13 protein-coding genes are annotated in these 14,369 nt (G+C 72.5%); 4 read left to right on the top strand and 9 right to left on the bottom strand.

The genetic code is table 11. The features are described from left to right. Positions 1-70: 70 nt before the first annotated feature. The gene (locus RNL97_RS17810; protein ID WP_030578633.1) at positions 71-718 is read left to right on the top strand and encodes a TetR/AcrR family transcriptional regulator; all 648 of its coding nucleotides are present in this window, start codon (positions 71-73) and stop codon (positions 716-718) included. Between the two features lie 31 nt (positions 719-749). On the opposite strand, the gene RNL97_RS17805 is transcribed toward RNL97_RS17810, so the two are convergent. After that, positions 750-1,433: a hypothetical protein gene (locus RNL97_RS17805; protein ID WP_313750933.1), complete on the bottom strand. Its 684-nt coding sequence runs from the start codon at positions 1,431-1,433 to the stop codon at positions 750-752. A gap of 79 nt (positions 1,434-1,512) precedes the next feature. Next, positions 1,513-3,009 carry a helix-turn-helix domain-containing protein gene (locus RNL97_RS17800; protein WP_313751641.1) on the bottom strand — a complete coding sequence of 499 codons (1,497 nt, stop codon included), beginning with the start codon at positions 3,007-3,009 and terminating at the stop codon, positions 1,513-1,515. 398 nt (positions 3,010-3,407) lie between these two features. Between RNL97_RS17800 and dnaN the strand changes: the two genes are divergently transcribed. Continuing rightward, entirely contained in the window at positions 3,408-4,547 is a 1,140-nt protein-coding gene (gene dnaN / locus RNL97_RS17795) for a DNA polymerase III subunit beta (RefSeq protein WP_313750932.1), read from the top strand. 109 nt (positions 4,548-4,656) lie between these two features. Here dnaN and RNL97_RS17790 read toward each other — a convergent pair whose 3' ends face one another. The 3 genes from RNL97_RS17790 to RNL97_RS17780 all read right to left on the bottom strand — a co-directional run bounded on the left by RNL97_RS17790 (position 4,657) and on the right by RNL97_RS17780 (position 8,221). Beyond that, positions 4,657-5,547 carry a glycoside hydrolase family 19 protein gene (locus RNL97_RS17790; RefSeq protein WP_030578644.1) on the bottom strand — a complete coding sequence of 297 codons (891 nt, stop codon included), beginning with the start codon at positions 5,545-5,547 and terminating at the stop codon, positions 4,657-4,659. A gap of 336 nt (positions 5,548-5,883) precedes the next feature. Next, on the bottom strand, positions 5,884-6,762 hold the full coding sequence (locus RNL97_RS17785) for a glycoside hydrolase family 19 protein (protein ID WP_199814165.1): 879 nt from the start codon (positions 6,760-6,762) through the stop codon (positions 5,884-5,886). A 175-nt stretch (positions 6,763-6,937) separates the two neighbouring features. Beyond that, the gene (locus RNL97_RS17780; protein ID WP_026237801.1) at positions 6,938-8,221 is read right to left on the bottom strand and encodes an adenylosuccinate synthase; all 1,284 of its coding nucleotides are present in this window, start codon (positions 8,219-8,221) and stop codon (positions 6,938-6,940) included. Between the two features lie 186 nt (positions 8,222-8,407). Between RNL97_RS17780 and RNL97_RS17775 the strand changes: the two genes are divergently transcribed. Together RNL97_RS17775 and RNL97_RS17770 are read left to right on the top strand one after the other, a co-directional pair. Next, on the top strand, positions 8,408-9,292 hold the full coding sequence (locus tag RNL97_RS17775; protein WP_030578650.1) for a diacylglycerol kinase family protein: 885 nt from the start codon (positions 8,408-8,410) through the stop codon (positions 9,290-9,292). Between the two features lie 50 nt (positions 9,293-9,342). Beyond that, complete coding sequence (locus RNL97_RS17770; protein WP_030578653.1) at positions 9,343-9,615, top strand: DUF1876 domain-containing protein; 273 nt, start codon at positions 9,343-9,345, stop codon at positions 9,613-9,615. A gap of 489 nt (positions 9,616-10,104) precedes the next feature. Here RNL97_RS17770 and RNL97_RS17760 read toward each other — a convergent pair whose 3' ends face one another. From RNL97_RS17760 to RNL97_RS17745, 4 genes are all read right to left on the bottom strand, one after another. Beyond that, positions 10,105-11,310 (bottom strand): cytochrome P450, encoded by a 1,206-nt coding sequence (locus tag RNL97_RS17760; RefSeq protein WP_313750931.1) that lies wholly within the window; start codon positions 11,308-11,310, stop codon positions 10,105-10,107. A gap of 52 nt (positions 11,311-11,362) precedes the next feature. Beyond that, a complete protein-coding gene (locus RNL97_RS17755; RefSeq protein WP_006126329.1) occupies positions 11,363-12,031 on the bottom strand; it encodes a response regulator in 669 nt (222 codons plus the stop codon). Then, positions 12,028-13,368: a sensor histidine kinase gene (locus tag RNL97_RS17750; protein WP_313750930.1), complete on the bottom strand. Its 1,341-nt coding sequence runs from the start codon at positions 13,366-13,368 to the stop codon at positions 12,028-12,030. The genes RNL97_RS17755 and RNL97_RS17750 overlap by 4 nt, the downstream gene beginning before the upstream one ends. Positions 13,369-13,476: 108 nt before the next feature. Further along, on the bottom strand, positions 13,477-14,304 hold the full coding sequence (locus tag RNL97_RS17745) for an SDR family oxidoreductase (RefSeq protein WP_313750929.1): 828 nt from the start codon (positions 14,302-14,304) through the stop codon (positions 13,477-13,479). Positions 14,305-14,369: the final 65 nt, after the last annotated feature.

Raw genomic sequence — 14,369 nt, 5'->3', positions numbered from 1 at the left:
CGCTTCCCCGCTGACGGGAGCCGGGGGTCCTGCCGTATGCGCTGGTGGCGGGCGTGTTAGCGTCGGCGTCATGGCAGTACAGCGTGCTGGTGACACCGCGCCGGAACCGGCGCACCCGACGCCGCCCGAGGGGCTCAAGAGCCGGGACCGGATCCTGTGGGCCGCCTCGACGATGCTGGGCGAAGGCGCGGGGGCCGCGCTGAGCGTGCGCGCCGTCGCCGAGCGGGCGGGGGTGAGCACTGGATCGCTGCGGCACCACTTCCCCACGCAAGGCGCTCTCATGGACGCCATGTTGAAGGTCGTCTTCGATCTCGTCCTGCCGGAGGAGAGCTTCCGGGACACGTCCATCCCTCCACGTGACCGCCTGCTCGGCTGTGTACAGGGCTTGCTCGTACCGCAGGACAGCGCCCGAGGCGCGCGTGAGGCGTGGCTGACGGTGCACGAGCGGTACATCGCCTCGGAGCCCACCCAGGCGATGCGGTCGGAGTACCAGGCGATGCAGCGCGAGGTGACGCGCCGGGTCGAGGAGTGCCTGAACGCGCTGGTCGAGGAGGGGGCGCTACCCGCCGGGGACACCACGCGGCGGGCTCGGTTCCTGTTGACGCTGGTCAACGGCGTCTCGATCGAGCAGGTGCTGCCGAGCGAGGACGCGCGCATCGCCACCGAGCTGGACATGCTCCGCACGGGTGTCGACCTCGTGCTGGACAACCGGATCTGAGACGGGCGGTCCCGCCCGCACGCTGCGTGCGTCAGGTACCGGCTCCGCTGTCCAGGAGCCAGTGGTAACGCATCCGCATGGCCCGCTCGATCGCACCGAGGGCCGCGCCGAAGCCGAGCGTGACGTTGAGCCACACCGGCAGCCGGAGCGGCGACTCGATGGTGCCCCACGACTCGGCGATGGCCGGGATTTCGGAGATCGGCTGGGCGGCCTGGAGCAGATTGAGGCCGACCCCGATCAGCAGGAGCACCACGGACACGGCCCCGAGGAGAGCGCTGGCCTGAGGATGCTCGCGGGCGAAGTTCATGCGCCGCCCCTCCCCCGAGCGGGGGTCGGGGACGAGCCGCGTCTCCCTGCCGTCGTCCGCGACGAAGTGGCAGCGGCGCATGCCCACTCTGCCCCTGCGGACCTCGATGTGCCCGCCTGGGACCGGGAAGCGCGCCGGGACCTTGGACTCGGCCTCGCAGAGCCCGTCGCGGTACAGCCGCGCCCGGACCACTCCCGTCTCGGCGTCGCCGCCGTGCTTGACCTCCACCGTGTACGTCGCGGAGAGCCCGCCGCCCACCGGCAGCGCGATCGAGAGGAGCGAGCGCTGGGTCATCTGCCACCAGCGGAAGGGCTTCAGCGGCTTCCCGTCGCCCGGCTTCACGCGGCGCTCAAGTCGTTGGTCGTTCCAGCTCAGCCCCATGGTGACGCCCTCCCCGATCGCGACCAATACGGTGTGCTACTTCCATCTCCCAACCAAACTAACACACTGTACTGGTCACGTACGGTGACCGACCCGTCCAGGCCGCCTAGTCCGTCCGGGCCGCCCGGGCCGATGCCGCCAGATCCCGGGACCTCAGCGCCAGCCACAGGTCGTAGCGGGCGCTCGGGGGCCGCAGCAGCGAGCGCTGGAGCGCCGTTTCGAGCCGGGTGAGGCGCTTGCGGGCGCCGGGCACGGAGATGCCCAGCTCGGCTGCGGCCGGGCCGAGGCGGCCCTCGCACCGCAGCCAGGTGCGCAGGGTCTCCTCCGCCCCGAGGACGGGGGCCAGTTGCTGGTCCGCCCACTCGCGCACGGCGGGGCGGACCAGGATCGCGTCAAGGCCGGCCGCCACCTCCGACGTACCGGAAGCCGGTGATCCGGACTGCGCGGGTTCGGGGGCGCACGCCGGGGCGGGGGTGGAACGGACGCGCAGGGCCAGGTCGAGGGCGGCCTGGCCGGCCAGCCGGTGCAGGTCGAGGCCGAGCAGTTCGCCGATGAGCCGCAGCCGGGCGGCGAGGGTGTTGCGGTGGACCTTGAGATGGTCGGTCGCGTGCGACGAGAACGCCAGCCAGGACACGGCCGTGGCCAGCAGCTCCTGGCTCCCGGGGTCCTGCGGGCGGCGCGGAACATGGGTCAGGAGCGGGTTCAGCAGCTCGTCCGCCCACCGGCGGCCGGCCGGTCCGACGACGAGCGCGGGATCCGGCGAGGCCCCGAACCGGGCGTGCCGGGTGGGCAGTTCGCGGGCGACGGCCAGGGCGTGGAAAGCCTGGCGGTAACCGGTCGCGGTGTCGGCCAGCGGCACGGGCTCGCTGACGCCCACCACGCAGTCGCCCACCCGGGCGGCGACGGTCTCGTCGGTCGGGACGGCACCCGGCTCCGACGCCTCCTCCGCGGGCATGACCAGGATGAGGTGGCGGGCGTAGACGGGGCACCGCACGATCCAGGAGCGGCCGCCGTCCGCGTCCACGCAGACCCGGGCCACCTCGTCGCGCCCGCCGCCGGAACACTCCACGACGCACACCCGCACCGGATCGGGGAGCCGGGGGCGCAGCGCACCGGCGACCTGCTGGGCGATGGAGAGCTGGCCCGTCATCAGCAGGTGCAGCACCGCCTCGCGGCCCCGTGATTCGGCGAGGTCCACCCGGCGGCGCTTGCGCTCCAGCGTCTCGGCCTGGAGGCACAGGGACAGCGGCAGGACCACGTCGGCCAGCAGCATGGAGAGCCCGGTGGCCACCGGCCGGGGCGTGACGACGGCGAGCACGTCGGCGGCGGGGTCGCCGACGCCCGCAGGGGAGACGCCCAGGGGGAAGAGCAGGGCGGTGTACGCACCGGTGTCCACGGAATACGCCCGGAGCCCGCGCTCGGTGAGGGCGCTCGCGCCCTCGGCGACCAGTCCCGCCACATCGGGGACCATCGCCCCCGCCGTACGGGCCGCGGCGTGCAGCACCGTCCCGTCCGGCCCGACGAGCCCGGCCCACCCCTCGGCCCGCCCGGCCAGCCAGCGCAGCAGCTCGGCCGTTCCGCCGGTGCGGGCCAGCCGGTGCATCCGCAGAAGATCGTCCGCACGCTCCCGTGCTCGCATCGGTCCCCCGTTCCGCCCAGGACACACACGTGTCGCCGGTGATCCGGCCATTCTGACTGTGCGGACCGATACCCCTGCGGCCGTCCCACTGGGCGTATTGAATCTCCCGTTCCCCCTACCCTCCGATCTATCGTCCGAACGTGTTCCGGAACGTCGGGGGACGACGGGGGAGGCCGGAACACGGGATCGCGGGAACGCGGCGGCAGGGGCTCACGGGGGTGGTCGCTGTCGCCGGTTGCCGCGCTCCTGCGCGGAAGGGCCGCGCACGGGCCGCGCTGTGGCCGCGCCCGATTGTCAGTGGTGCCTCTTAACGTCGTACGCAGGAGTCGGCTGACGGCTTCGACGTCCGAGGAAGGCGCCCCATGGAGTTCCGCATCGAACGCAGTGCCCTGACCGAGGCCGTGTCCTGGGCGGCCCGTGTGCTGCCCGTGCGCTCACCCGTCCCCGTCCTGGGCGGGCTGCTGCTGGACGCGGAAGCCGGATCCGGGGACGGGGCCGGGACCGGGACCGGGCGGCTGCGGATCTCCGGGCTGGACTACGAGGCGTCCGCACGCATCGACGCGGAGGCCGAGGTCCTGCGGCCCGGGAAGGTCCTGGTCATGGGGCGGCGGCTGCTGGACATCTGCAAGGTGCTGCCCGACGGACCCGTGGAGTGCGCGGTGGAGGGCTCCCGGTTCACGGTCGCGGGCGACGGGGCCCGGTTCGGCCTCTCCGTGCTGCCGCTGGACGACTACCCGGCGCTGCCCCCGCTCCCGCAGGTGCGGGGCGCGGTGGACGCGGAGCTGTTCGCGGCGGCGGTGGCCGATGTGGCGGTGGCGGCGGGGCGGGACGACACCCTGCCCGCGCTCACCGGGATCCGGCTGGGGCTCGACGGCGACACGATGACGCTGGCCGCGACCGACCGCTACCGCTTCGCCGTGCGGACCGTCCCGTGGAAGGCGGCCGCGCCCGGCGAGAGCGCCGACGTCATCGTCTCCGCCCGCCGGCTCACCGAGATCGCCCGCTCGCTGGGCCGCCCCGGGCCGGTGAGCGTCGCCCTGGACGCCGGTTCGGCGGGCTTCGAGCATGCGGGCATGCGGACCACCGTACGGCTCCTGGAGGGCCGACTGCCGCGCCACGAGAAGCTGTTCGCGCTGGAGGACCCGGCCGTGGCGGTGGTGGACCGGGCCCCGCTGACGGAGGCGGTCAGGCGGGTCTCCGTCGTCGCCGACGGGGACAGCCCGCTCCAGATGACGTTCTCCCGCGCCGACGCCTCCGTGACGCTCCGGGCGGGCTACGAGGACGACGTGGCCTCCCAGCGTCTCCCGGCCGCCCTGGAGGGGGCCGAGGAGCTGACGGTGGCCTTCAACCCGGCGTATCTGGCGGACGCCCTGGCGTCGTTCGAGGAGCCGTCGCTGCGGCTCCTTCTGCTGGGGGCCGGACAGCGCGCGCTGATCACGGACGGGGCGGGCACGGGCGCCCACCGGCATCTGCTGATGTCGGTGCGGCCGCAGTTGGTGTGACCGCCCCCGGACGCCGAAACGGGGGGGTGCGCTCCGGCTCGCGCCGGACACACCCCCCGCTCGGGTGGGGTCCTTCTGGGGCCCTCGCGGGCCGGGGCCGCGCTCGGGTTCAGCAGCTCAGGTTCGAGCCGGTGGTGGTGCCGAGAACCTGGGCGAACTGCGTGAACTTGTTGATCCGGCTCTGGACCTGGGCCGGGTTGCCGCCGTTGCACTCGATCGCGCCGTTGATGGAGCGGATGGTCTCGCCGAAGCCGGCGCCGTTGACGATGGCGTTGTGGCCGGTCATGGTGCCGGGGCCGGACTGGGTGTTCCAGTACCAGAGGCCGGTCTTCCAGGCGATGGCGGCGTTCTGCTCGACCAGGTAGGGGTTGTTCAGCAGGTCGATGCCGAGCGCGTCACCGGCGGCCTTGTAGTTGAAGTTCCAGCTCAACTGGATGGGGCCCTTGCCGTAGTACGCGGACTGGCCGGCCGGGCAGCCGTAGGGCTGGCTCGCGTCGCAGTAGTGCGGGTAGTTCGCCTCGTTGACTTCCTTGATGTACACCAGCCCGCCGGTCTCGTGGCTGACGTTGGCGAGGAAGGCGGCGGCCTCGCGCTTCTTGATCTCGTCACTGCCGGTGTTGGCGAAGGCCGGGTAGGCGCTGAGGGCGTCGGTCAGCCCCTGGTACGTGTAGAAGGGGTTCCGGTTCGGGAACATCTGGTTGAACTGGGCCTCGCTGACGACGAATCCGTTGCTCTGGCCCGGGTCCTCACCGCCCCCGCCGGTACCGCAGGCGCCCTTGTCGGCCCACACGTCCGACGAACCCGGGCGCTCGTTCTGGGTCCACCACTTGGCCGTGTAGTTACGGCCGTTGTACGAGACCGCGCCGCCGTTCGTGTAGACGGCGGAGGAGCTCCAGGCCGTGGCGCAGGTGGCGGCCTGCGCGGTGGCGGCGGGAAGGACGACGAGCGCCGCGACGACCGCGCCGAGCGCGACCAGCAGGCTCATGACACGTCGGATCACGTGATCACACTCCTAGGACGCGGCGCGACGTCCGGCCGTGCGCCGCTGTGGGGGTGCCCGACACTCAAGCGAGGATGGTCTGGACCTGTCAAGGTCTAGACCATGCACGGAATGAGGGGGGTTCCACCGATGGCGGTCGCGACACCCCGCGACCGGCGCGCCATGAGCGCTCTCAACAGCCGCTATTCCGGAGGGAGTCCATCCGGATCGCCCGCTGACCGGGGTGGCGGCCAGAGTAAAATCTTCCGGCCCGCCCAGCATGCGGACAGCGTGCGCTCCCCCTGCGGACAGCGCACGCTCCCCTCCGGACTGCCGAAAGACAGCCCGGCCCCGGACTCAGCAGGTGAGCCCGGACCCCGGCGCCACCCCGACGATGCCGGTGATGCGCTCGTACCGCTCCACCCGCGCGGCCACCGACGCCGGGTTGCCGCCGTCGCACTCCAGAGCCCCGTTGAGCGAGCGGATCGTCTCGCCGAAGCCCGCGCCGCCGACCATCGCGTCGTGCGAGGTCATGGCGCCGGGACCGTTCTGGGTGTTCCAGTACCAGAGGGCGGTGGCCCAGGCGACGGACGGATCCCGTTCGACCAGCCAGGGATCGTTCAGCAGGTCGAGCCCGAGGGCGTCCCCGGCGGCCTTGTAGTTGAAGTTCCAGCTGAACATGATCGGCCCGCGCCCGTAGTAGGCCTCGCGCCCCGCCGGGCAGCCGAAGGGCTGGGTGTCGTCGCACTTGCGCCAGTAGTTGGCCTCGTTGATCTCCTTGACGTACCTGAGCCCCACCGACTCGAAGTCCGCGTGCGTCAGGAACGCCGCCGCCTCCCGGGCCCGCGTCTGCGGCGTACCGACGTTGGCGAAGCGCGGGTAGGCGTGCAGCGCGTCGATCAGGCCCTGGTAGGTGTAGAAGGGGTCGCGCTCCGGGAAGATCGCGTCGAACTCCTCCTCACCGATGACGAAGTCGGACACCCCTCCCGCACAGGCCCCCCGGTCCGCCCAGGCGGACCCCGCCCCCGGATTCTCGCCCCGGGTCCACCACTTGGCGCTCCAGTTGCGGCCGTGGTGGGAGACGGTGTCCCCGGCGCGGTAGTCGGCCGTGGCGCTGTGGAGCGGCGCGCAGGGCTCGGCGGCGGGGGCCGAGGCGGCGGCGGGGGCCGCCGTGACGAGGGCGGCCAGAGCGGCCGGCGCGGCCAGGAACTTCGTGAAGCGATCGATGCGAGACAGGGCTGCTCACTCCTTCGACGCGGCACACCGAACGCCCGGGCGCTCCGGCGGGCCGACATGGGGGGAGCCCTCAGCCAAACCGCATTGGTCTGGACCTGTCAAGGTGTGGGTCCGTCAGGGAAAGCCGTGGGGCCCGGGATCATGTCGATCCCGGGCCCCACGGACGAAGCACCGCCTACAGGAACGAGTTGATCTCGATCGTCTCGGTCCGGCCGGGGCCGACGCCGATCGCGGAGATCGGGGCGCCCGACATCTCCTCCAGGGCCTTCACGTAACCCTGCGCGTTCTTCGGCAGGTCGGAGAAGGTCTTGGCCTTGGTGATGTCCTCGGACCAGCCCGGCAGGGTCTCGTAGATCGGCTTCGCGTGGTGGAAGTCGGTCTGGTTGTACGGGAGCTCCTCGACGCGCTTGCCGTCGATCTCGTACGCCACGCAGACCGGGATCCGCTCCCAGCCGGTGAGGACGTCGAGCTTGGTGAGGAAGAAGTCGGTGAGGCCGTTGACCCGGGTCGCGTACCGCGCGATCGGGGCGTCGAACCAGCCGCAGCGGCGGTCACGGCCGGTGGTGACACCGCGCTCGCCGCCGATGCGCCGCAGCGCCTCGCCGTCCTCGTCGAACAGCTCGGTCGGGAACGGACCGGCTCCGACACGCGTCGTATAGGCCTTGAGGATGCCGATGACACGGCTGATCTTCGTCGGGCCGACACCGGCGCCGGTGCAGGCTCCGCCCGCCGTCGGGTTCGACGAGGTGACGAAGGGGTACGTGCCGTGGTCGACGTCGAGCAGGGTGCCCTGGCCGCCCTCGAAGAGCACCACCTTGCCGTCGTCGATGGCTTCGTTCAGGATCAGGGTCGTGTCGGCGACGAACGGCTTGATCTGCTCCGCGTACTGGAGCATGTCCTCCACGACCTTGCCGGCCTCGATCGCCCGGCGGTTGAAGACCTTGGCCAGGAGCTGGTTCTTCTGCTCCAGGGCCGCCTCCACCTTCTGCTCCAGGATCGACTCGTCGTAGAGGTCCTGGACGCGGATCCCCACCCGGTTGATCTTGTCGGCGTACGTCGGACCGATGCCCCGGCCCGTCGTGCCGATCTTGCGCTTCCCGAGGAAGCGCTCGGTCACCTTGTCGAGCGTGACGTTGTACGGAGTGATCAAATGAGCGTTGCCGCTGATCAGAAGCTTGGACGTGTCGACGCCTCGCTCGTTCAGACCGCTCAGCTCGGAGAGCAGGACCGCCGGGTCGACCACGACACCGTTCCCGATGACCGGGGTACACCCCGGCGACAGGATTCCGGAGGGGAGGAGATGAAGTGCGTACTTCTGGTCGCCTACGACGACCGTGTGACCGGCGTTGTTACCGCCCTGGTATCGCACGACATAGTCCACGGATCCACCGAGGAGATCGGTGGCCTTCCCCTTGCCCTCGTCACCCCACTGAGCACCGAGCAGCACAAGTGCGGGCACAGGCGTACACCCCTTCCGGGCGGGGCATGTCCAAGGTCAGGGGGCGTACGTCTAGGTCGTACCTGCCGTACGACGATGTACGGCAAAGCCTGAGCCGTCGAACCGGGTGCCCCGGAATAGACGAAGCCCCTGGCGCAATAGCGCAAGGGGCTCTTGCACCAAGATGCTACCCGAGGAAGGACCGAGGTGTCGGCTGCAGAGCCCCCCGGCGACGGCGACGACCAGCTCCTGGTGGTCATCGACCCGGTCGCCCGCCGGACCGACGGCGAGTCCGTCCGTATCGCCAAGGACGTGCTGAGCGCCGGTGCGCACGCCAAGATCTGCCTTCCGGACACCCCCGAGGAGTTCGCCCGGGCCCTGTCCCGGCGGGGTGCGCGCAGGCCCGTCGTCGTCGGTGACGACCATGCGCTGCTGCGCGCCGTCGCCCAGCTGCACCGCGAACGGGAGCTGGCCGCCGGCGTCCTCTCCCTGATCCCGGTCGGCGCGGCGCACGCGCTGGAGGTCGCCCACGCCCTCGGCGTCCCCCGGGGCGCGGTGGCGGCGGCCCGCACCGCGCTGGACGGTGCGGTGCGCCGCCTGGACCTGCTGGTCGACGACAGCGACGGCGTGGTCCTGGGCCGCCTGCGCATCCCGGCCCAGCCACCCCCGCCGCCCGGCTCCGGGACCCCGCACACGGGTGCCACGACCGTCTGGGACACCTGCCGCTCGCTGGTGACCTCCCTGGTCCGCCCGGCCCCGGTCGCCGCCACGACGAACCCGGGCACGCACCGCCTGCGCATCGAGGCGGATGGGGTGCTGCTGAGCGACCTGGACACGCCCGTCCGGGGCCTCTCGGTGACCTCCCAGGGCGGCGGGGGCCTCGCCGACGTCGTCGTCCGCACCCGTTCCGGCGAGGACGTGACGGCGGAGGCCAAGGCCGTCACGGTCTCCGGCGCGGACTTCCGCTACCGGGCGGACATACAGACCGGGGGGCCGGTGCGGACCCGGACCTGGACCGTCCGGGCGGGCGCCTGGGGGCTGATGCTGCCTGGCCCGGCGAGCGCGGACCCGGCGGCGGGCGCACGCTGGTAGGAGACGGCCCGGAGCCGTCCCGTTCCCGCCCGGTCCCGGAGGTGACCGTCATGACCAGGATCGCTGTCGGATGGCACATCGACCTCGAATTCGAGGAGGACGCCCACCGCACGCGCGCGGCGGCGCTCGTCCGCCTCTCCGACGGAACAGAGGTACGCGCCCACGGCTACGCCAGCCGCCACCCCTCGGACGCCGACCAGCAGCGGGTCGGCGAGGAGATCGCGGGGGCCAGGGCGCTCAACGAACTGGCGATGAAACTGCTGACCAAGGCGCACGACGAGATCGACGAGGCGTCGGGGCGGAAGTCGTATCCGCTGACGTAGTTCCGGGGGCGCTGCCGTTCCGGGGGCGCTGCCCCCGCCCCCCCGCTCCTCGATCGCCGGAGGGGCTTGAGACGCGCCCCCCGGAAACAGCGGAACCGCGCCCGCGCGCGGCGCGTCTCCCGGCTCATGGAGCTCCAGGACTCGCGGCGCGAAGCCGTCGTCGGAACCTCCGGCTGCGTGACCGCCTTCGCCGGAGCGCTCGCGGGCATCGTGCTCTGGGCGCCGCACGGCAAGGACGGCCTCCTCGACGGCTTCGAGGGCGCCTCCAACTGGAACGTGCTCTGGGTCGGCCTGCCCCTCATGGTCCTCGGCGGGACGGCGGCGGCCCTGGCGGTGTTCTTCCTGGTCCGGGGCGACGGGAAGCGGGCACTCGTTCGTCGCGGCCATCGCCGTCCTCTTCGCGCTCGGCGTCGCCGCGGACGCGCTGGCCGGGGCTCCGAGTCCGGAGTGCTCCGGCCCCTGCTGAGCCGACGCCCCCGGGCCGGCGGCCTACACCTCCGCCCGCAGCTCCCTCAGCCCCCGGATCACATACCCCGGCTGCCACTCCGGCTCCGCGGTCATCCGCAGCGCGGGCGCCGTCCGCAGCAGCTCCCCGAAGGACGCGGCCAGCTCCAGCCGGGCCAGCGGGGCGCCCAGACAGAAGTGGATGCCCGCGCCGAAGGTGATGTGCGGGTTGTCCGTACGGGACAGATCCAGGACGTCCGGACGCGAAAACCGCTCCGGGTCCCGGTTGGCCGAGCCGAACAGCAGCGCCACCTCCGCGCCCCGCCCGATCACCTGGCCGTCGATCTCGATGTCGTCCAGCACCCAGCGCTCGAACATCTGCAACGGGGTGTCGTAGCGCAGCAGTTCCTCGATCGCGGTGGGCAGCAGCGCGGGGTCGGCGCGCAGGGCGGCCAGCTGCTCCGGGTGGTGGAAGAGGGTCCGCCAGCCGTTGACGGTGGTGTTCACCGTCGCCTCGTGGCCCGCGTTCAGCAACAGCACACAGGTGGAGACCATCTCCTGCTCGGTCAGCCGCTCGCCCTCGTCGTGGGCGGCGATGAGCGCCGAGATCAGGTCGTCGCCGGGGTCGGTGCGCCGCTCGGCGATCAGCCCGCGCAGATACGCGGAGAAGTCCACCGAGGCGCGGACGGCGGCGGCCGCGGTCTCCGGCGACGGGTTCAGCTCGAACATCCCGCAGATCGCCGCCGACCAGGGCCGCAGCAGCCCCCGGTCCGCCTCCGGGACGCCCAGCATCTCGGCGATGACGGCGACCGGCAGCGGCTCCGCGACCTCCGCCAGCAGGTCCCCGCCGCCCTTGGCCACGAACGCGTCGACCAGCTCGGCCGCCAGCCGCCGCACGGTCGGGGCGAGGTCCTCGACCGTACGCGGGGTGAACGCCTTGGAGATCAGCCGCCGGATCCGGGGGTGGTCGGGGGCCTCCAGGTCGAGGATGCCCTGCCCGTTGAGCGTGGTGAACGGCTCGTGCTCGGGCGGCGGCGGGGTCCGGCCGAACTCCTCGTGGCTGAAGCGGTGCAGATACGTACGCCCGAGGCGCCGGTCGCGCAGCAGGGCCGACACGTCGGAGTGGTGCGGGACCAGCCACTGCCCCGTCGGCTCGAACCAGTGCGCCCGGCCGGCGGCGCGCAGCGCGGTGTAGGCGGGGTAGGGATCGGCGACGAACGCGGGCGACCAGGGGTCGAAGGACACGTGCATGGCCCGACGCTACCCGCGCCCACGCCCGCCGCAAGACCCCGGCGCAGGTCCGCTACCCCGGGGTGACCAGCCGCGCCTCGTACGCGAACACCGCCGCCTGGGTCCGGTCGCGCAGCCCCAGCTTCACCAGGATGCGGCTCACATGCGTCTTGATCGTGGACTCGGCGACGATCAGATGCGAGGCGATCTCCGCGTTGGAGAGCCCCTGCGCGATGAGGACGAGCACCTCCGTCTCACGCTCGGTGAGATCCCCGATCCGGGCCAGCGCCGGCGGCCGCGGGGTCTCCGCGAGCTTGGAGAACTCGGTGATCAGCCGCCGGGTGACCGTCGGGGCGAGCAGCGCCTCGCCCGAGGCCACCACCCGCACCCCGTCGGCGAGCTGCCGGGCCGAGGCGTCCTTGAGGAGGAAGCCCGAGGCTCCGGCCCGCAGCGCCTGGTAGACGTACTCGTCGAGGTCGAAGGTCGTCAGCACCAGGACCTTCGCGTCGGCGTCCCGCGCGACGATCTCGCGGGTCGCCTCGATGCCGTTCATCTCCGGCATGCGGATGTCCATCAGGACGACGTCCGGGCGCAGGGCGGCGACCTGGTCGAGCGCCTGCCGGCCGTCCAGGGCCTCGCCCACCACGGTGATCCCGGGCATCGCGTTGAGCAGGACCGAGAAGCCCTCGCGGACCATCATCTGGTCGTCGACGATCAGGACCCGGATGTCGGTGTCGCTCATGCCCGGCCGTCCCGGTCGACGACGACGGTGTCCGCGGTGCCTTCGGCCGCGTCCCGGGACTCCGGCCGCTCCGGCTGCTCGGACAGCGGCACGGGGAGGAACACCGCGACCTCGTACCCGCCGTCGGCCGTCGTCCCGGCCGTCATCTCGCCGTTCAGCATCGCGACCCGCTCCCGCATCCCGGTGATCCCGTGCCCGGCACCGGGTGAGGGCTTGGCCAGGCCCCGCGGCGGGCCGTTGACCACGCGCAGCCCGAGCCCGCCGAGGACATAGCCGAGCTCGACCCTGGCCGAGGCGCCCGGCGCGTGCCGCAGGCTGTTGCTCAGGGCCTCCTGGACGATCCGGTACGCCGACAGCTCGACGCCCTGCGGCAGCTCGCGGACGGCCCCGGTGATCACCTTCTCCGTCTCCAGGCCCGTCTCGCGGACGTTGTCCAGGAGCCCGTCGAGCGCGGCGAGGGTGGGCTGCGGGGCGTCCGGGGCCTCGTAGTCCTCCGCCCGTACGACCCCGAGGACGCGGCGCAGTTCGGTGAGGGCGGCCACGGCGTTCTCCCGGATGGTGACGAAGGCCTGCTCCAGCTCCGGCGGCGGATTCTCCACCCGGTAGGGGGCGGCCTCGGCCTGGATCGCGACGACCGACATGTGGTGGGCCACCACGTCGTGCAGCTCCCGGGCGATGGTGGTGCGCTCCTCCAGCAACGTGCGCCGGTCGCGCTCGACGGCGGTGACGGTGCGCTGGACGGTGACCTCGCGTTCGGCGTCGCGCCGGATCTGGACCACGGCGACGACGAGCAGCGCGAAGGCGGAGAGGGTGGCCACGGGCGCGGTGATCGACGGGTCGCCGCCCTCCAGCAGCATCCCGAAGAACAGGGTCAGCAGCCACATCCAGGCGGCCGCACGGGGGCGGGTCCGGGCGGCCACGACCACCAGGACCACCACCTGGGCCATGAACGCGCTCGGCCCCCACAGCCCCTCGCTGCCGAGGACGGCGCAGAAGACGGTCGCCACCATCGACGCCCAGAACGCGGCGACCGGCCTGATGAGGGTCATCGCCACCGGAATCGCGGGCACCACGCCCATCAGGAAGCGGAACTCCCACTCGGCGAACCCGGCCATCATCACGAGGAAGGCGGCGAACAGCACCAGGGCGTGCGGGGTCCAGACGACGACCCTGCGCAGCCCTTCGGGCAGCCGCCGGACGATCCGTCCGTCGGGGTTGAGCGGCGGCAACGGCCGGTAGGCGAACACGTTGCGCAGGAGGTCGTCCCGCAGGCCGTCTATCGCCCCTGCGGCTGCCCGGAACTCCGGGCTACTGGTCTTCGTCTGGGTCTCGGTCACGTTTCCACGGTAGGCGGCGGCGGACGGCGGGTCGTCAGCATCGCTACGGATTCCGGAGCGTCCGTCTCAGGGACTACCCGCCTCCCCCGTACCGTCCCGGAGGTCCGGTCAGGCCTCCGCGCGGAAGTGGTGCGCGTGCTCCCCGGCCCACTGGGCGAAGGTCCGGGCCGGCCGCCCGGTGACCTTCTCGACCGTGCCGGAGACGGTCCGGCCCTCCAGCGGGGTGTCCCGGTAGACGCCGATCAGGAACGCGATCACGTCCTCCGGCATGCCCTGGCCCCGCCAGGTCTCCAGCGCCTGCTCCTCGGTGAGCTCGACCAGTTCCACCTCCGCGCCCCGCGCCGCGCCGATGGTCGTCGTCCTGTCGCGGACGGTCAGCACCTCCGGTCCGGTGACCAGGTACACCTGGCCGCCGTGACCGTCCTCGGTGAGTGCGACGGCCGCCACCGCGCCGATGTCCGACTCGTGGACCATCGCGCTCAGCCGGTCCACGAACGGCTCGCGGACCACGCCCTCGCTCCGGATGCCGGGGGCCCACTCCAAGGCGTTCGCCATGAACTCCACGGGCATCACGACCGTCCAGGCGAAGTCGCTCGCGCGCACCGCCGTCTCCATCGGGGTGTCCCCGCCGCCGTGCAGCACGGTCACCCGGCGCACGCCCGCCTCCTTCGCCAGGGCGAGGATCTCGTCGGCGGTCTCCAGCGGCGCGAAGAGGGCTCCGCCGAAGGTGATGAGGTGCAGCCCGGTCACGCCGTGCAGCGCGGGAGCCAGCGACGCCGGGTCCGTGAGGTCGCCGCCGGCGACCTCGACCCCGGCCGGGAACTGCGCCCGCTCCGGGTCGCGGGTGAGGGCCCGGACGTGCTCGCCGCGCTCCAGCAGCTGCTCGACCACGCGGCGGCCGACCGTTCCCGTGGCTCCGGTCACCAGGATCGTCATGAGGATCTCCTTCGTCGGTTGCGACTCCGTCCGAGCGGCAACACGACCAAGGTAGAGACCCTGGA

Origin of the sequence: Streptomyces parvus (genome assembly GCF_032121415.1) — a bacterium.
GTDB classification, from domain to species: Bacteria; Actinomycetota; Actinomycetes; order Streptomycetales; family Streptomycetaceae; genus Streptomyces; species Streptomyces globisporus_A.
This window is presented reverse-complemented; position numbering and strand designations above follow the sequence as displayed.